The sequence below is a fragment of the Curtobacterium sp. VKM Ac-2861 genome, assembly GCF_013204965.1.
Classification (GTDB): Bacteria; Actinomycetota; Actinomycetes; order Actinomycetales; family Microbacteriaceae; genus Curtobacterium.
Genome location: NZ_JABMLA010000002.1, coordinates 406,131 through 422,667 on the forward strand (window position 1 = coordinate 406,131; position 16,537 = coordinate 422,667).

Sequence of the window (16,537 nt, forward strand, 5' to 3'; positions counted from 1 at the left end):
ATGGACGGATGGCGGAACCCCGCGCGGTGGGCGCGGACCGGACGGTGGCTGCTGCTGCCGATCGCGGTGCTCGACTGGGTAGCCCTCGCGCCGCAGACCATCGTCGTGCTCGCGTTCCTGATCGCCGTCGTGGGGCTCGCCGGGATGGCAGCCGCGCTCGTCGTGCACATGCTCGGGCGCTCCCGCGGGGTGATGGCGCTGCTCGGTGTCGTCCTGCTGCTCGGCGGGCTCGTGGTGTTCGGCCTCGACCCGTTCCCCAGCTCGTTCCCGCTCATCGACGCGTGGTGGCCCGAGTCGATCTCGCAGCCGCAGGTGGTCGGCAGTGCCTACTGGCAGCTCGCCGGCCTCGGCATCGAGCTCGCGGGCTTCGGACTGCTGGCCACGCTGCTCGTCGTCGCGCTCACCGGCGCACCGCGATCACGGCAGGACCGCTTCCGCTCCTGACCGCGGCGCACGACTGCGGCAGCGACGTCGTCGTCGTCGGCGTCGGACGGTGGCGTCGGACGGTGTTCAGCGCCGCCCGAGCACGACCAGCGTCACGTCGTGGGCTGCAGCGGCCGGCACCAGCGCGCGGACCCGTTCGACGACCGCGGCACCGGTCGGCTCGGCAGCGACCAGGGCGGCCAGGTCGTCGAGGTGGCTGATCCCCTCGAGCGCCAGGACGCCCTCGGTGCACACCACCAGCCGGTCGCCCGCCGCCAGGTCGAGCGTGGCGGGGGACCGCGGCACGGACTCCGGCTGCAGGCCGAGCGGCAGGTCGAGCGAGTGCAGCGCCCGGCTGGTGCCGTCGGCGCGGACGAGCACCGCGAGGCCGTGGCCGGCGTCCCCGAAGACGACGTTCCCCGACGTCGGGTCGAGCCGCAGGTGGAAGAGCGAGCCGACGGCGTCCGCAGCGGACAGGTCGGCGGTGATCTGGGCCTCCAGGCCGCCGATCGCGTCCTGCATGGCGGTCTCGGTACGCGCGACGACGGCACCGCGGACCGCGGAGGCCAGCAGGCCGGACGCGCGTCCGGCCGCCGCGACGCTGCCCATGGTGACGTGCAGCGCACCGTCGGTGGCGAGTCGCCAGTCGGCGACGTCCCCGCCGCCGTCCTCGGTCCGGAGCACCAGGGTGTCGAGGTCGTGTCCGGGGACCTCGACGGGTCCGGGGACCAGGCCCTCGAGCACGCGGGTCACCCGATCGCGGTCGATCGCGTGGCCGAGTTCGCGCTCCGCCCACCGTGCGAGGTCACGCAGCAGGTCGAGGTCGGCCGCCGACAGCTCGCGCGGGGTCGCGTCCATGATGCAGAGCGTGCCGACACGGGTGCCGTCGAGCATCGACAACGGTGCTCCGGCGTAGAACCGGATGCCCTGCTCGGTGACCGCTGCCAGGTCGCGGAACCGGGGGTCCAGCAGCGCGTCCGGCACCACCATCGGCTCGTTCGTGAGCACCGTCGTCGAGCAGAAGACCTGCTCCGCCGGGGCGCTCCCGCCCTGCCGCCAGCCCTGCGTCGACTGCGCCGTCACGACGTTGCCGTGCACCAGGTTCAGGAACGTCAGCGGGACCCCGAACGCCTCTTGGGTCATGCGGGTGATGCGGTCGAACCGCTCCTCCGGGCCACTGCCGAGGACACCGAGTGCCTCGACGACGGCGGTCCGGTGCGCGGCGGGGTCCAGCTGGGTCATGCGCCCTGTCTACCCGCACCCTCCGTCAGGAACCAGTCCCGCGGGTGCTGGTCGGCCGTCAACTCGCGTCGCTCGGACACCGGAGCGGCCCACGCCGCCGCGTTCGACAGCACGCGCTGGATGTCCGGGTGGTGGTAGACGGGGTACTCCTGGTCGCCGGGGGAGAAGTAGAAGACCTTCCCCAGACCGCGGCGGTAGGCGACCCCGGACCGGAAGACCTCGCCGCCGGCGAAGGTCGACAGGAAGACCTCTTCGTCGGGGCGCGGGATGTCGAAGAACTCGCCGTACATCTCCTGCCGGTCGATCACGATCGGGTGCGGCACCCCGGCGGCGATCGGGTGCTCCGGCGCGATCGTCCAGACGAGTTCGCGCTCGCCGTCGTTGCGCCACTTCAGCGAGCAGGTGGTGCCCATCAGGCGCTTGAACGGCTTCGAGTAGTGCCCGGAGTGCAGCACCACCAAGCCCATGCCGGCGTGCACGGCGTCGACGACCAGGTCGACCACGGCGTCGCTGACCTCGTCGTGGGCGGCGTGGCCCCACCAGAACAGGACGTCGGTCGTGGCCAGGCGCTCGGCGGTGATGCCGTGGTCGGGCTCCTGCAGCGTGGCGGTGCTCACGGTGGCGTCGGGGTGGTGCTCGCGGAGCGCTGCCGCGATCACGGTGTGCATGCCGTCGGGGTAGTGCCCGATGACCGTCGCGTCACCGCGGGTCTCGTGCACGTTCTCGTTCCAGACGACGATGTTCAGGGGACGGTTCTCGGTCGGCACTGACATGGCTCCAACGCTAGCCTCCCCGGGCGTCGAATCGATACGACCACCGGAGTGTCGGGGGTTTCCCGGGACACGTCCGCGACGATGTGGGCATGACTCCCCGCTCCCTGTTCCGTGCCGCCGCGGTCGCCGAACTCGTGACCTGGACCATGCTCATCGCCGGGATGGTGCTCAAGTACGGCCTGGACGCCGGCGACTGGGGCGTCCGGATCGGCGGCGGGGTGCACGGCTTCGTGTTCCTGGCCTACCTCGTCGTGACGACCGTCGTCGCGGTCAACCAGCGCTGGACCCTCGGGGCACTCGTGCTCGGCTGGGCGAGTGCCGTCGTGCCGTACGCCACGGTGCCGTTCGAGGTCGCGGTCGCCCGACGCGGCATGCTCGAGGGCCCGTGGCGCCGCTCACCCGACGCGCGCTCGGGCTTCTGGGACCGTCTGCTGTTCTTCGTGGTGCGTCGCCCCGCGGTCGCGGTCGTCATCGGGGTCGTGGCGGTCGCCCTGGTCTTCGTGGTGCTGCTGGCGGCGGGCCCGCCCCGCGTGACTTCGTGAGCAGAAATGGTCGGGTTCGTGATGCGGACCCGACCATTTCTGCTCACGATGCGCGGCCCTGGTCGCCGCCGCGACGGACGGGAGGCCCGGTGCCAGCTGGCACCGGGCCTCCCGTCCGTCAGGTGCGTGCGTCTAGAGCGCGGCGAGCGTCGCGTTCAACGTGGCGGACGGGCGCATGACCGCGCTCGTCTTGGCGTCGTCCGGGCGGTAGTAGCCGCCGATGTCGGCCGGGTGGCCCTGCACGCCGTTCAGCTCCTCGACGATCTGCTGCTCCTGCGCGTCGAGCTTGCCCGCGATCTCGGCGAACGACGCGGCGAGCTCGGTGTCCGTCGTCTGCGCTGCGAGCTCTTCCGCCCAGTACTTGGCCAGGTAGAAGTGGCTGCCGCGGTTGTCGATCGAGCCGAGCTTGCGGCCCGGGGACTTGTCCTGCTCGAGGAAGGTCCCGGTGGCACGGTCGAGCGTCTCACCGAGGACCTTCGCCCGCTCGTTGCCCGTCACACCGGCGAGGTGCTCGAGGCTGACCGCCAGGGCCAGGAACTCGCCGAGGCTGTCCCAGCGCAGGTAGTTCTGCTGCACGAGCTGCTGGACGTGCTTCGGGGCGGAGCCGCCGGCACCGGTCTCGAACAGGCCACCGCCACCGAGCAGCGGGACGACGGAGAGCATCTTCGCCGAGGTGCCGAGCTCCATGATCGGGAACAGGTCCGTCAGGTAGTCGCGCAGCACGTTGCCCGTGACGGAGATGGTGTCCTCGCCGCGGCGGATGCGCTCGAGCGAGAAACGCATGGCGTCCTCCGGCGAGAGGATCTCGATCTGCAGGCCCTCGGTGTCGAGCTCGCCCAGGTACTGGCGGACCAGACCGATCAGGTTCGCGTCGTGCGCCCGGGTCTCGTCGAGCCAGAACACGGCCGGGGTCTCCGAGGCGCGGGCACGGGTGACCGCGAGCTTGACCCAGTCGCGGATGGCGATGTCCTTGGTCTGGCAGGCGCGCCAGATGTCACCGGGCTCGACGTCGTGCTCGATGACGACGTCACCGGCGGCGTTCGTCACGCGGACGGCGCCGGCGCCGGGGACCTCGAAGGTCTTGTCGTGCGAGCCGTACTCCTCGGCCTTCAGCGCCATGAGCCCGACGTTGGGCACGGAGCCCATCGTCGCCGGGTCGAAGGCACCGTTGACGCGGCAGTCGTCGATCACGGTCTGGTAGATGCCGGCGTAGCTCGAGTCCGGGATCACGGCGAGGGTGTCGTGCTCGTCGCCGTCCGGACCCCACATGTGGCCGGAGGTGCGGATCATCGCGGGCATCGAGGCGTCCACGATGACGTCGCTCGGGACGTGCAGGTTCGTGATGCCCTTGTCCGAGTCGACCATCGCGAGCTCGGGACCCGCGGCGATGCCGTCGGTGAAGGCCTGCTTGATCTCCGCGCCGTTCGGCAGGGCGTCGAGCCCCGCGAGGATCGAACCGAGGCCGTCGTTCGGGGTGAGTCCGGCGGCGGCCAGGTCGGCACCGAAGCGCTCGAACACCGACGGGAAGAACGCCTTGATGACGTGGCCGAAGATGATCGGGTCGGAGACCTTCATCATCGTCGCCTTGAGGTGCACGGAGAACAGGATGTCCTCGGCTGCGGCGCGCTGGATCTGGTCCTGCAGGAAGGCCTCGAGTGCGGCGACGTGCAGCACGGTGCCGTCGACGACCTCGCCCTGCACGACGGGGATCGACTGCTTGAGGACCTGGGTCTCGCCGCCCTCGGCGACGAACGTGATCGTCAGGACGTCGTCGGCGGGGGCGATCCAGGACTTCTCGTTCGAGCGGAAGTCGTCGACGCCCATCGTGACGACGTTCGTCTTCGAGTCGCTGCTCCACGCACCCATGCGGTGCGGGTGCTTCCGGGCGTAGTTCTTGACGGACAGGGGCGCGCGGCGGTCGGAGTTGCCCTCGCGCAGCACGGGGTTGACAGCGCTGCCCTGGACGCGGCCGTAGCGGGCGCGGGCGTCGCGCTGCTCGTCCGTCGTGGGCTCGTCCGGGTAGTCCGGCAGGTCGTAGCCCTGCGACTGCAGTTCCTTGATCGCGACCTTGAGCTGCGGGATCGACGCCGAGATGTTCGGCAGCTTGATGATGTTCGCCTCGGGGGTCTTCGCGAGCTCGCCGAGCTCGGCCAGGGCATCGTCCACGCGCTGCTCGTCGGTGAGCCGCTCTGGGAACTGGGCGATGATCCGGCCGGAGAGCGAGATGTCGCGGGTCTCGACGTCGACACCAGCGGTGCCGGCGAAGGCCTGGATGACCGGGAGGAAGGAGTGGGTGGCGAGGAACGGCGCCTCGTCCGTGAGGGTGTAGATGATCTTGGCCATGCTGGCGGGTACTCCCTTGTTCGACCGTCGGTACGTCCACGCTACTCGTGGTGCGGGATGTCTCGACATCAAGATACATGGTCCGGCCTGCGTCCGGCAGGTACTCGGCAGACGTCCTGGAGGCGCACTGTCGGCTCATAGGAACGCTCGGTGGACTGGTCTTCCGCAGTTCCAGAGCCGCAGGAGGGCGATCATGGCGACGACACGTGTGACACCAGAGGACTTCGGGTGGACCGCGGAGGACCTCCGCTCGGCCTACGCGTCGGACGGCAGCGGCCCGTACCGGTACGCGCCGGACGGCTCCGGGCCGTTCTCGTACGACGACGACGGGTCCGGTCCGTGGCTCGTCGGGCCGGAGCCCCGCCGCGGACTGGCCCGGTTCGCCCCGCGTGACCGCGGTGGACGCTCCCGACTCCGCCGCATCGGCACAGCGGTGAGCGCCGGGGCGCTGGCGCTCGTGCTCGCCGTCGGCAGCGTCGCGGTCGTCGCCCACACCGCTCCTCCACACCCTTCGGTCCAGGCGGGTGTTCTCCACAGCGGTGAGCCCGACAGGACCTGATCGCGCGGACGGTGCCACGCTGGACCGGTGACCGAACTCCTCGTCGTGGGCGTGATCGCCCTGATCGCCATCGCCGGTGCCGCCGTGCTCGGGCCCCGAATCGGGGTCGCGGCACCGCTCGTGCTCGTCGTCGTCGGGATCATCGCGAGCCTGCTGCCGTTCATCCCGGACGCGGAGATCGAGCCCGAGTGGATCCTCGCCGGAGTCCTGCCGCCGCTGTTGTACTCGTCGGCGGTGTCGATGCCGTCGATGAACTTCCGGCGCGAGTTCGGTGCCATCAGTGGGCTGTCGGTGCTGCTCGTCGTCGCGAGCAGCCTCGTGCTCGGGCTCTTCTTCGCCTGGGTGGTCCCGGGCCTCGGCTTCTGGTGGGGGATCGCCCTCGGTGCGATCGTGAGTCCCACCGATGCCGTCGCGACGTCGATCGTCAAGCAGACCTCGGTGTCGCGCCGGGCGATCTCGATCCTCGACGGTGAATCGCTGCTCAACGACGCCACCGCGCTGGTGCTCCTGCGGACGGCCATCGTGGCCGCTGCCGCGTCGTTCTCGTTCTGGGGAGCGCTCGGCGACTTCGCGGGCGCCGTGGCCATCGCGGTGGTCATCGGCTGGTTCGTCGGCTGGCTGAACGTGTTCGTGCGCTCCCGGGTGCCGAGCGCAGCGGTGAACACGGCGCTGTCCTTCGCGGTGCCGTTCGTCGCCGCGGTACCGACCGAGCACTTCGGCGGGTCAGGGCTCGTCGCGGCTGTCGTCGCGGGGCTGTTCACCGGGATCGTCGGACCGCGCAAGCTCCCGCCGGGGCACCGACTGTCCGACGCGCAGAACTGGCAGACCATCGAGCTCGTGCTCGAGGGCGCGGTGTTCCTGACGATGGGGCTCGAACTCGCGACGATCCTCCGCGACGTGCAGGAGGACCACTCCGGCATCGGCCCGGCGCTGCTCATCGCCGTCGGCGCCCTCGTGCTCACCGTGCTCGTCCGGACCGCGTACGTCGTGCCGCTCCTGTTCGCGCTGTCGGCGGCCGCCAAGCGCGGTGAGCGGATGCAGGACCGCTTCGCCGAGATGCACGCCGGCGACCGCGACGCGATGAGCGAGGTGATCCGCGAGCACCGACCGGGCAACCGGGCGCCGTCGGAGCGCGAACTCGACCGGTTCACGACACGCGTCCGCCGCACCCTGGCGGACATCGCGTACTACACGAAGGCACCGCTGGGCTGGCGCGAGGGCACCGCCGTGGTCTGGGCCGGCATGCGCGGGGCGGTGACGGTCGCCGCCGCGCAGACCCTGCCCGAGGAAACGCCGCAACGATCGCTCCTGGTGTTCATCGCGTTCGCGGTGGCCCTGCTCTCGCTCGTGGTCCAGGGCGGCACGATCGGCCCGTTGCTCCGACGGATCGCCGCTCCCTCACCCGACACGTCGGCGCGGGACACCGAGGAGCGCAAGCGGCTGCTCGAGCTCATGCGGACGGCGGCCGAGGACGTCCCCGGCACTCGCGAGGCCGGCCCTCGAGCGCGCGAAGAACTCGAGGCAGCCGACCCGGCCGAGCTCCGGGCGTGGATGGGACGCGAGAAGGCCCGACGACTCGCGGTGCTCGAGGCGCAGCGTGCGGCGATCCTCGACGCCCGCGACGACGGTTCCTTCGACGCCGAGGTGCTCGAGTCGATGCTGCAGAACCTCGACGCCGAGCAGATCGCCCTCGAGCTCCGCGGGGCACCTGCCCGCTGACGGCAGTCCCGCCGGTCAGGTGCCGATCGAGACGCGGAACACCCGGACGCCGGCCGCCCGGAGTGCTGCGAGCCCGAGCCGCATCCGCATGCTGCGGAACGGCCGCTCGAACCCCGACGGCGCGGATGCGGCGTCGATCTGGTGGAGCACCTCGGACGTCAGGGTGCGCTCGACCTTCGGCGCGAGCCGTGTCAGTCCCGAGACCGTCACCACGATCCGGACGGCGTGCGGCACGAGCAGCGGGTCGATGAGCTCAGCGGCCGCCTGGGCACGGTGGAACGCGGGGTCGTCACCGGGGCGCCGGATCGCGATGACCGCCAGTTCGGCGTCCCAGGTCTCCTCCGGGTCCGGCAGGTCGTCGACCCCGATGACCCGCATGCGTGCGGCATCGATGCCCGCGCGCACCGCGGCGGCGCGGAGCACGGGCAGGAGTTCCTGGGTGCCGGCGAGCACGACGTCGGCGGTGCCGAGGTCGACCTGCGCGGGCCGCTCTCGCGGCGATCGGGCCATGGTGCGGGTCCTTCCGTCGCTTTCCCACGACGCTACCGATGTCGGACGGTCGGGGGACGTCGGGGCCCGCGGTGATCAGGTGCCTCCCAGCCCCGCGGTAACGAAAAGATCACGGTGGGGCCTGTACAAAGCGACAGAGTCGTGCAGAATGGTGGGCGGCCATGACGACTGCACCCGAACTCGACCAGCACCCGGAGACCCCGGTGGTGCACCTGTCCCGTCGCGCTGCCCTCGAGGCCGAGCGTGCCGCAGCCCGGAAGCCCCAGCGCCGAGCGGAGAAGCCCGCCAAGGCAGTGAAGGTCGCGAAGCCGGCCAAGGTCGCGAAGCCCGTCGGCCGCCGCGCCACCGCAGCCCGCGCGACGACCGAGCACGTCGACACCCGCATCACGCGCGTGGTCCGCCGCCCCGCTGCCACCGTGACGAGCGTCACGAAGGCCCCACGGGCCTCCCGGTCCGGTCGTGCCGGACGGATCACCCTGACCAGCGCTGCTGCGGCGATCGCGATGTTCGCCGCCTCGGCGATGCCCGCCCACGCCAGCGCCGGCACCTCGATGGCGACCTCGACCATCGCGCCGATCGTGCGCACCCAGGACTACGCGGTCACCCAGGCGGTCACCGCGACCGGGTTCGACCGCGACGGGTTCACCGTCGGCGGCGGTACGACGCGCCGGATCGTCACCACCGGCGGCACGGCCGACACGAGTGGCATCGCAGGCGAGGCCGTCTCGTACGGCGGCGCGGTCCGCTCCCCGTTCCCGGGCCCGGTGCAGATGAGCTCGGGCTTCGGCTACCGCTCGGCACCGTGCGGCGCGTGCTCCTCGCTGCACCAGGGCCTCGACTTCACGCCCGGCATGGGCACGGCCATCGGTGCCGTCGCCGCGGGCACCGTCCGAATCTCGGGCACGTACTTCTCGTACGGCAACGCCGTGATCATCGACCACGAGATCGACGGCCGCCAGGTGTCGACGCTCTACGGGCACATGATCCCGGGGTCGTCGCCGCTCAAGGTCGGCGACCAGGTCGAGGCCGGCGAGTTCATCGGGCTCGTGGGTTCCTCCGGTGTCTCGACCGGCGCGCACCTGCACCTCGAGGTCCTGATGGACGGTGTGACCCCGATCGACCCCGAGGCGTGGCTCGAAGCCCGCATCGGCCGCTCGCTGACGACGTAGCCCCCGACGCCACCCACCCCGCACGCACCCCGGACGCACAGCAGACGTCGAGCGCTGGTGGGGTGACGTCCCAGCTGCCCTGTGCAGACTCACAGGCATGGACGATCACCACAGACCGCCCGCCCGTCGTCGATCCGCGGAAGCTGCCCGCTGATGGGCGCCGACACCTGGATCGCCTTCGGGCTCGTCATCCTCTTCGTGCTCGTCGGCGGGGTGTTCGCCGCCGCCGAGATCGCACTCGTCTCGCTCCGTGAGTCGCAACTGCAGCAACTCGAACGCCGGGGCTCCCGTGGCCTGCGGGTCGCCGAACTCGGGCGTGACCCGAACCGGTTCCTCGCGGCCGTGCAGATCGGCGTGACCGTCGCCGGGTTCTTCTCCGCCGCGTACGGCGCCTCGTCGATCGCGCCCGACGTCGCACCCGTGTTCACCGGGCTCGGACTCGGCCAGGGAGCCGCCGAGACGGTCGCTCTCGTGCTGATGACCCTCGTCATCGCCTACCTGTCGCTCGTGTTCGGTGAACTGGTGCCGAAGCGACTCGCCCTGCAGCGCGCCGAGGGCTTCTCGATGCTCGTCGCACCGACCCTCGACCGCTTCGCGACCCTGATGCGCCCGGTGATCTGGGTGCTGTCGGCCTCGACGAACCTGGTCGTCCGCGCACTCGGTGGCGACCCGAACGCCCGGAGCGAGTCGATGAGCACCGAGGAGCTCCGCGGCCTCGTCGACGAGCACACCGGCGTCGACGAGCAGGGCCGCCGGATCGCCCGGAGTGCGCTGGACGCCGGTGACCGGATCCTGCGCGAGTCGATGCGCCCCTGGTACGACGTGTCCACGATCGACGCCGCGCTGACCATCGCCGAGGCCACCGACCACGCGATCGAGGTCGGGCACACCCGGTACCTCGTGACCTCCGGCGGACGCGACGAGGTCGACGGCTTCGTGCACCTCCGCGACCTGCTCCGGCCGAGCGACCCGGACGCACCGGTGTCGACCCTGGTACGCCCGGTGCTGGCACTGCCGGAGACGAAGTCGCTGTCGAGCGCGATCGCGGACATGCGGACCGACGGGCACCAGATCGCCCTGGTGGTGGACGAGTACGGCGGCAGTGCGGGCATGGTCACGCTCGAGGCGCTGCTCGAGGACCTCGTCGGCCGTATTCGCGACGAGTACGACGAACCCACGGCCGAGCACGACGGCGTGGACGGGTCCACGGTGCTCGAGGACCTCGTCGCCGACGGCGGTCCGGCGCTGCCCGACGGTGACTACGAGACCGTCGGCGGCCTCGTCCAGGTCCACCTGGACCGCGTGCCGGAAGTCGGCGACGTCGTCGCCGCCGGCGGACACCGCCTCGAGGTGACCGCCATGGACGGTCACCGCGTGGCGCGCGTCCGGATCACGGCCGACGTCACGCTCTGAACTCCGCGCAGCTGACCTGGAGGCCCGTGGCGGCGCCGCCACGGGCCTCCCGTCCGCCCGGCGGGTACCGCCAGTGCCTGCCGGACGGACAGCGCCGCCACGTACGCTCTCCCCATGGGTATCGACGTGCGCAACGAGATCCGCGACTTCCTGTCCTCCCGGCGAGCGCGGCTCACCCCCGAGCAGGTCGGCATGCCGTCGTTCGGCGGCGGGGTCCGACGCGTCCCCGGGCTGCGACGGCACGAGGTCGCGATGCTCGCCGGCGTGAGCGTCGACTACTACACACGGCTCGAGCGTGGATCGCTCAAGGGGGTCTCGGACAGCGTGCTCGAGGGCCTCGCGAGCGCCCTGCAGCTCGACGAGGACGAGCGCGTCCACCTGTGGGACCTCACCCGACTGGCGAACTCCGGCGTCAAGACGATGCACCGCACCGTCCCCACGCGGGTCCGCCCCGGCGTCCAGCGCCTGCTCGACGCCATCACCGGCGCGCCTGCCTGGGTGCGGAACGAACGCGGTGACGTCGTCGCGACGAACGAGCTCGGTCGCGCGCTGTACTCGCCCATGTTCGCCGGCCCGGGGCGCCCCGTGAACACCGCACGCTTCACGTTCCTCGACCCCGCGGCCCGAGACTTCTTCCCGGACTGGGCGCAGACCGCGAAGGACGCCGTCGCCGTGCTCCGGGCAGCCGCGGTGTCGAACCCGTGCGAGCCCGGACTCATCACCCTGGTCGGGGAGCTCTCCACGCGCAGCGAGGAGTTCCGCGGCTGGTGGGCCGCGCACGACGTCCGGCTGCAGCGCGCCGGCGGGAAGCGCATCGACCACCCGATCGTCGGCGAGCTGCGCCTGGCGTACGAGGCGCTCGACCTGGTCGCCGACCCCGGCCTGACGTTGTTCACGTACTCGGCCGAGCCGGGCAGCGAGTCCGAGCGGTCACTGGCCCTGCTCGGCACCTGGGCCGCGACGGAACGGGCCGAGCAGTACGCGGCCCTGCGCGCGGCGGAGTCCGAGTCCGAGTCGGTCGACTGAACCGCTGGTCGGCCCGGCGCACGGTTCGTAGGCTGGGGACGTGACCAGGACGACGGACGGATCAGCGGGGGACGCCGACTACGCCCGCATCGGCCAGGACTACCGGCAGTACCGGCGACCCGAACCGACGTTCGCCCGGGCGATCGCGAAGGCCCTCGGCGACGCCCGCACCGTCCTCAACGTGGGTGCCGGTGCCGGGTCCTACGAGCCGACCGACCGACAGGTCACCGCGGTCGAACCCTCGGCGTCGATGCGCGCCCAACGACCGGACACCCTGTCGACGGCGATCGACGCCACCGCCGAGGACCTGCCCTTCGACGACGACACGTTCGACGCCGCGATGACGACGTTCTCGGTGCACCAGTGGGGCGACCTCGAGCGCGGGCTGGCCGAGCTGCGCCGGGTGACCCGGGGTCCGATCGTGATCCTGACGTGCGACCCGGCCCGCGTCGAGGACTTCTGGCTCGCCGAGTACGCACCAGAGGTGATGGCGACCGAGGCCCGGCGCTACCCCGCGCTCGACCGCCTCGCCGCCGCACTGGGCGACGACACCGTCACGAACACCCCGCTGCCGATCCCGTTCACGTGCGTCGACGGCTTCTCCGAGGCGTACTACGCCCGGCCGGAGCGCCTGCTCGACCCGGGCGCCCGGAAGGCGAACTCGGCGTGGAGCTTCGTCGACGAGCTCACCGCACGGCGATCGGTGGCCGCCCTCCGTACCGCGCTCGACTCCGGCGAGTGGGACCGGCGGCACGGGGCGCTGCGGATCCGGCCGACCTACGAGGGCGCCCTCGTCCTGGTGACGGCCGTCCCCACCGCTTGACACGTCGACGTAGGCTGGGCGCGTGAGCTTCCAGGAGGTGGTCGGCGCCCGTAGCGCCGGCATCAGGGCGTGAGGCCCCCGGTCGTGCCCGCAGGCACGGCCGCCCTCGTCGAACCCTGACCTCCTTCCGCCCGGTGCGGTGTGCGTCCGCACGCCCCGGGCCCGCTCGAAAGCGATGCACCATGCTCCCCATCACGGAGAAGACCCTCCGCACGTCCTTCGTCAACGCCTCCCGCAAGGAGACGACCGACATCACGCTGCCCGCCGACTTCGAGGCGATCGACTGGGACGCGCTCGACTTCCTGGGCTGGCGCGACCCGAAGATCGGTCGGCGTGCGTACGCCGTCGTGCCGACGCTCGAGGGAACGCTCGTCGGCATCGTGTTCCGGCAGGCCGAGGCCTCGTCGCGCTCGCGCGCCCAGTGCTCGTGGTGCCAGGACGTGAAGCTGCCGAACGACGTCGTGTTCTACAGCGCGAAGCGGTCCGGCAAGGCGGGGCGGAACGGCGACACCGTCGGCACGCTCGTCTGCCAGGACTTCCAGTGCTCGCGGAACGTCCGGAAGCTGCCGCCGCCCGCCTACGAGGGCTACGACGTCGAGGCCGCACGCCTGCGGCGCATCGAGGACCTGCAGCTGCGCGCAGCGTCCTTCGCCACGGAGGTCTGAGCCGCCGAGGTCTGAGCCGCCGGCGTCTCGCGTCCGCAACGCGACGGACGGCGGACGGGAGGCGCGGGGCGGGGCCGCCACGGGCCTCCCGTCCGGCAGACGCGACCGTTTCAGGGCCGCGGGTCGCGTTGCGGGGGAAACCGCCCGGTAACGCGGGTGAAACGGTCGTTCCGTAGCCTCGGCACATGGACCTCGGCGACCTCGGCGACCTCGACGACGCGACCGCCCCCGACGCTGCCGCGGTGATCCGGGGATGGGCCGACGTGCCCGCGTGGGTCGACGCCCTGGTGGCCGCGCGCCCGTTCGGCACGGTGTCGGCGCTGCTCGACCGGGCACGAGTCGAGTCGGCGTCGTGGGGTGCGCCGGAACTCGACCACGCCCTCGCGCAGCACCCGCGGATCGGTGAGCGGACGACCGATGCCTCGTCGGCCCGCGAACAGTCGTCGATGCGCACCGCCGGCGACGAGGTGGCCGGCTGGATCGCCGACGGCAACGCCGCGTACGAACAGCGGTTCGGGCGGGTGTTCCTGGTGCGGGCCGCCGGTCGGACCCCCGAGGAGCTGCTGGCCGAGCTCGACCGGCGCCTCGGGGCCGACCCGGCGGTCGAGGCGCACGAGGCCGCCGCTGCCCTGGCCGACATCGCCCTGCACCGCATCCGTGCGACCTTCGCCGTGCCGCACCTGACCACGCACGTGCTCGACGCCACCACCGGCACCCCGGCGGTCGGCGTCGGCCTGACGCTCAGCACCGTGGACGGTGACGTCGTCGCGACCGGCTCGACCGATGCCGACGGCCGTGCGGCACTCGGCCCCGACGTGCTCGCGCGCACCGACCACGTGCTGCGCTTCGACACCGGCCCGTACTTCGCCGCTGCCGGGGTGCCGACCTTCCACCCGTTCGTGACCGTGGCGTTCAGCGTCACGGGAACCGAGCACCTGCACGTCCCGCTGCTGCTGAGCCCCTTCGCCTACAGCACCTACCGAGGGAGTTGACCGCCATGTCGGAGACCACCGTCCACCTGGGACCGAACAAGTACGGCAAGGCCGAGAACCGCCTGGTCCGCGTGACCCGGCACGGCGACCGGCACGAGATCGCCGACCTGACCGTGACGTCGCAGCTCATCGGCGAGGCGTTCGCCGGGTCGTTCACCAGCGGCGACAACTCCCGGATCGTCGCGACGGACACCCAGAAGAACACCGTGTTCGCCCTGGCGAAGGAGCACGGCGTCGGCGCCCCGGAGGACTTCCTCGCACTGCTCGCCGACCAGTTCACGAGCGAGTTCGACTGGGTCGAGGGCGGGCTCTGGCAGGCGGAGGTGCACCCGTGGGAACGCATCACGGTCGACGGGCAGCCGCACGACCACTCGTTCCGCCGCACCGGCACGGGCACCCGCCTGGCGACGGTGCACGTCGAGGGCGGCGAGCGCCACGTCACCGGCGGGGTCAAGGACCTGGTCGTCCTGAAGTCGACCGGCTCCGAGTTCCACGGGTTCCCGCGGTCGCGGTTCACGACCCTGCCGGAGACGACGGACCGGATCATGGCGACCGAGGTCACGGCGCGGTGGCGGTACCTGCCGTCCGCCGTCGAGGCCGGGATCGACTACGACGCCCTGTACGAGGAGGTCGTCGCCGTGATGCTCGAGCAGTTCGCCACGGTGCACTCGCTCGCCCTGCAGCAGACGCTGTGGGAGATGGGGCGGGCGGCGATCGAACTGCGGCCCGAACTCGCCGAGGTGCGGTTCGCGATGCCGAACAAGCACCACTTCGTCGTGGACCTGTCGCCGTTCGACCTGACGAACGAGAACGAGGTGTTCATCGCGGCCGACCGTCCCTACGGGCTGATCGAGGGGACGGTCGTCCGCGACGGCGTGGCCGAGGCGCCCCGTGCGTGGGAGAACCTGCCCGCCTTCGTCTAGGCCGAGGGCTCCTCGCGCGGCAGCGCGATCGGCGCCGTCGACCGCACCCCGTCGTACGAACCGACCGCCGGGTCCTCGCCGTACCGCTCGGCGACCGAGCGGGACCCGAGCAGCAGGTTGAGCAGGATCGCCGCGACGGCGCCGGCCGAGATCCCCGAGTCGAACACCAGCGTGAACCAGGTCGGGAACTGCCCGTAGATGTCCGGGGCGACGGTCGGCAGCAGCGCGATGCCGAGCGGCAGCGCCACCACGAGGACGTTCCGGTTGTCGAACCGCACCTTCGACAGCGTCCTGATGCCCGACGCCGCGACCATGCCGAACAGCGCGACACCGGCACCGCCGAGCACCGCGTGCGGGATCGCCTCGACCACCGCGGCCACCTTCGGCACCAGGCCGAGCACGACGAGGATGCCGCCGGCCGCCGTCGCCACGTACCGGGAGCGAACGCCGGTCAGTGCGACGAGCCCGACGTTCTGCGCGAACGCCGTGTACGGGAACGTGTTGAACACCCCGCCGACGACGGTGCCGAGTCCGTCCGCGCGCAGACCGTCGGCGAGCGTGCGCTTCGACACCGGGCGGCCGGTGACCTCGCCGACCGCGATCATGTCGCCGGTGGTCTCGGTCATGATCACCAGCCCGACGACGAGCATCGACACGATCGAGGCGAGGTCGAACGTCGGCAGCCCGAAGTGGAACGGCGTGACGAAGGCGAACCAGCCCGCGTCGCCGATGCCCGACCCGTCGACCATGCCGGGGACGAACAGCGCCACGACCGTGCCGAGCAGCAGTCCGAACAGCACCGAGACCCGGGCGAGACCGCGCGGCGCGAACCGTTCGACCAGGACGATCGCGAGCAGGACCCCGGCGGCGAACGCGACGTCGAGCGGGTCGGCAGCGCCGTCCTTCCCGCCGTCGGTGACCCAGCCGGCGGCGACGCTCATGAGCGACAGACCGATGATCAGGATGACCGTGCCGGTGACGATCGGTGGGAACAGCCGGACGAGCTGCGCGAACCACGGTGCGACGACCACCATGAAGACACCGCAGGCGATCGTCGCCCCGTAGACGGCGGTGATGCCGTGCTCCGATCCGATCGCGATCATCGGGCCGACCGCGGCGAAGGTGACACCCTGCACGAGCGGCAGCCGGACCCCGAACCGCCAGAAGCCGACGGACTGCACGATCGTGGCGAGGCCCGCGACGAACAGGTCGGCGCTGATGAGGAAGGCCAGGTCGGCGCTGTCGAAGCCGAGGGCCCCACCGACGATGAGCGGCACGGCGATCGCGCCCGCGTACATCGCGAGCACGTGCTGCAGGCCGAGCGGCAGGAGCCTGGCGAGCGGTGGGACGGAGTCGACGCCGTCCTCGGTCGGTGTCGCGCGCGGTGTCTTCGTGGTCGTCATGGCGTCCCCTTC

The 16,537-nt window shown here is 71.7% G+C and carries 16 protein-coding genes; 11 read left to right on the forward strand and 5 right to left on the reverse strand.

Going from position 1 to position 16,537, the window contains the following annotated elements; genetic code table 11:
* Nucleotides 1-444, forward strand: coding sequence for a hypothetical protein (locus HQQ88_RS06785; RefSeq protein WP_173169000.1), 444 nt, complete (start codon nt 1-3; stop codon nt 442-444).
* 66 nt (nt 445-510) lie between these two features.
* Here HQQ88_RS06785 and HQQ88_RS06790 read toward each other — a convergent pair whose 3' ends face one another.
* Together HQQ88_RS06790 and HQQ88_RS06795 are read right to left on the reverse strand one after the other, a co-directional pair.
* Nucleotides 511-1,665, reverse strand: a complete 1,155-nt coding sequence (locus tag HQQ88_RS06790; RefSeq protein WP_173169001.1) for a GAF domain-containing protein — start codon at nt 1,663-1,665, stop codon at nt 511-513.
* Entirely contained in the window at nt 1,662-2,438 is a 777-nt protein-coding gene (locus tag HQQ88_RS06795; RefSeq protein ID WP_235035887.1) for a ThuA domain-containing protein, read from the reverse strand. Before HQQ88_RS06795 ends, HQQ88_RS06790 begins: the two co-directional genes overlap by 4 nt.
* A gap of 89 nt (nt 2,439-2,527) precedes the next feature.
* Between HQQ88_RS06795 and HQQ88_RS06800 the strand changes: the two genes are divergently transcribed.
* On the forward strand, nt 2,528-2,980 hold the full coding sequence (locus HQQ88_RS06800; RefSeq protein ID WP_131877800.1) for a DUF3817 domain-containing protein: 453 nt from the start codon (nt 2,528-2,530) through the stop codon (nt 2,978-2,980).
* Nucleotides 2,981-3,112: 132 nt separating this feature from the next.
* Here the strand turns inward: HQQ88_RS06800 and HQQ88_RS06805 are convergent, their stop codons facing one another.
* Nucleotides 3,113-5,323 (reverse strand): NADP-dependent isocitrate dehydrogenase, encoded by a 2,211-nt coding sequence (locus HQQ88_RS06805; protein ID WP_173169002.1) that lies wholly within the window; start codon nt 5,321-5,323, stop codon nt 3,113-3,115.
* Between the two features lie 193 nt (nt 5,324-5,516).
* Between HQQ88_RS06805 and HQQ88_RS06810 the strand changes: the two genes are divergently transcribed.
* Both HQQ88_RS06810 and HQQ88_RS06815 read left to right on the forward strand, forming a co-directional pair.
* A complete protein-coding gene (locus tag HQQ88_RS06810; RefSeq protein WP_173169003.1) occupies nt 5,517-5,882 on the forward strand; it encodes a hypothetical protein in 366 nt (121 codons plus the stop codon).
* A gap of 27 nt (nt 5,883-5,909) precedes the next feature.
* Nucleotides 5,910-7,601 (forward strand): cation:proton antiporter, encoded by a 1,692-nt coding sequence (locus HQQ88_RS06815; RefSeq protein ID WP_173169004.1) that lies wholly within the window; start codon nt 5,910-5,912, stop codon nt 7,599-7,601.
* 15 nt (nt 7,602-7,616) lie between these two features.
* On the opposite strand, the gene HQQ88_RS06820 is transcribed toward HQQ88_RS06815, so the two are convergent.
* On the reverse strand, nt 7,617-8,111 hold the full coding sequence (locus HQQ88_RS06820; RefSeq protein WP_111083592.1) for a hypothetical protein: 495 nt from the start codon (nt 8,109-8,111) through the stop codon (nt 7,617-7,619).
* Between the two features lie 161 nt (nt 8,112-8,272).
* Between HQQ88_RS06820 and HQQ88_RS06825 the strand changes: the two genes are divergently transcribed.
* The 7 genes from HQQ88_RS06825 (at nt 8,273) to pucL (ending at nt 15,122) form a co-directional block, all read left to right on the forward strand.
* Nucleotides 8,273-9,280 (forward strand): M23 family metallopeptidase, encoded by a 1,008-nt coding sequence (locus HQQ88_RS06825; RefSeq protein ID WP_173169005.1) that lies wholly within the window; start codon nt 8,273-8,275, stop codon nt 9,278-9,280.
* Nucleotides 9,281-9,433: 153 nt separating this feature from the next.
* Entirely contained in the window at nt 9,434-10,693 is a 1,260-nt protein-coding gene (locus HQQ88_RS06830) for a hemolysin family protein (RefSeq protein WP_173169006.1), read from the forward strand.
* Between the two features lie 114 nt (nt 10,694-10,807).
* Entirely contained in the window at nt 10,808-11,719 is a 912-nt protein-coding gene (locus HQQ88_RS06835; RefSeq protein ID WP_111083595.1) for a helix-turn-helix transcriptional regulator, read from the forward strand.
* 40 nt (nt 11,720-11,759) lie between these two features.
* Nucleotides 11,760-12,542, forward strand: a complete 783-nt coding sequence (locus HQQ88_RS06840) for a class I SAM-dependent methyltransferase (protein WP_131845157.1) — start codon at nt 11,760-11,762, stop codon at nt 12,540-12,542.
* A 182-nt stretch (nt 12,543-12,724) separates the two neighbouring features.
* A complete protein-coding gene (locus HQQ88_RS06845) occupies nt 12,725-13,207 on the forward strand; it encodes an FBP domain-containing protein (protein ID WP_123339376.1) in 483 nt (160 codons plus the stop codon).
* A 185-nt stretch (nt 13,208-13,392) separates the two neighbouring features.
* On the forward strand, nt 13,393-14,199 hold the full coding sequence (gene uraD / locus HQQ88_RS20100) for a 2-oxo-4-hydroxy-4-carboxy-5-ureidoimidazoline decarboxylase (RefSeq protein WP_216834253.1): 807 nt from the start codon (nt 13,393-13,395) through the stop codon (nt 14,197-14,199).
* A 5-nt stretch (nt 14,200-14,204) separates the two neighbouring features.
* Nucleotides 14,205-15,122 (forward strand): factor-independent urate hydroxylase, encoded by a 918-nt coding sequence (gene pucL / locus HQQ88_RS06860; protein WP_173169007.1) that lies wholly within the window; start codon nt 14,205-14,207, stop codon nt 15,120-15,122.
* Here pucL and HQQ88_RS06865 read toward each other — a convergent pair.
* Nucleotides 15,119-16,525, reverse strand: coding sequence for a nucleobase:cation symporter-2 family protein (locus HQQ88_RS06865; protein WP_254066937.1), 1,407 nt, complete (start codon nt 16,523-16,525; stop codon nt 15,119-15,121). The genes pucL and HQQ88_RS06865 overlap by 4 nt on opposite strands.
* Nucleotides 16,526-16,537 lie beyond the last annotated feature (12 nt).

What these genes read in the sequence shown, in the direction of transcription:
- HQQ88_RS06785 (WP_173169000.1), top strand. Translation starts at nt 1, where the DNA reads ATGGACGGATGGCGGAACCCCGCGCGGTGGGCGCGGACCGGACGGTGG.
- HQQ88_RS06790 (WP_173169001.1), bottom strand. Translation starts at nt 1,665, where the DNA reads ATGACCCAGCTGGACCCCGCCGCGCACCGGACCGCCGTCGTCGAGGCA.
- HQQ88_RS06795 (WP_235035887.1), bottom strand. Translation starts at nt 2,438, where the DNA reads ATGTCAGTGCCGACCGAGAACCGTCCCCTGAACATCGTCGTCTGGAAC.
- HQQ88_RS06800 (WP_131877800.1), top strand. Translation starts at nt 2,528, where the DNA reads ATGACTCCCCGCTCCCTGTTCCGTGCCGCCGCGGTCGCCGAACTCGTG.
- HQQ88_RS06805 (WP_173169002.1), bottom strand. Translation starts at nt 5,323, where the DNA reads ATGGCCAAGATCATCTACACCCTCACGGACGAGGCGCCGTTCCTCGCC.
- HQQ88_RS06810 (WP_173169003.1), top strand. Translation starts at nt 5,517, where the DNA reads ATGGCGACGACACGTGTGACACCAGAGGACTTCGGGTGGACCGCGGAG.
- HQQ88_RS06820 (WP_111083592.1), bottom strand. Translation starts at nt 8,111, where the DNA reads ATGGCCCGATCGCCGCGAGAGCGGCCCGCGCAGGTCGACCTCGGCACC.
- HQQ88_RS06825 (WP_173169005.1), top strand. Translation starts at nt 8,273, where the DNA reads ATGACGACTGCACCCGAACTCGACCAGCACCCGGAGACCCCGGTGGTG.
- HQQ88_RS06830 (WP_173169006.1), top strand. Translation starts at nt 9,434, where the DNA reads ATGGGCGCCGACACCTGGATCGCCTTCGGGCTCGTCATCCTCTTCGTG.
- HQQ88_RS06835 (WP_111083595.1), top strand. Translation starts at nt 10,808, where the DNA reads ATGGGTATCGACGTGCGCAACGAGATCCGCGACTTCCTGTCCTCCCGG.
- HQQ88_RS06845 (WP_123339376.1), top strand. Translation starts at nt 12,725, where the DNA reads ATGCTCCCCATCACGGAGAAGACCCTCCGCACGTCCTTCGTCAACGCC.
- uraD (WP_216834253.1), top strand. Translation starts at nt 13,393, where the DNA reads ATGGACCTCGGCGACCTCGGCGACCTCGACGACGCGACCGCCCCCGAC.
- pucL (WP_173169007.1), top strand. Translation starts at nt 14,205, where the DNA reads ATGTCGGAGACCACCGTCCACCTGGGACCGAACAAGTACGGCAAGGCC.
- HQQ88_RS06865 (WP_254066937.1), bottom strand. Translation starts at nt 16,525, where the DNA reads ATGACGACCACGAAGACACCGCGCGCGACACCGACCGAGGACGGCGTC.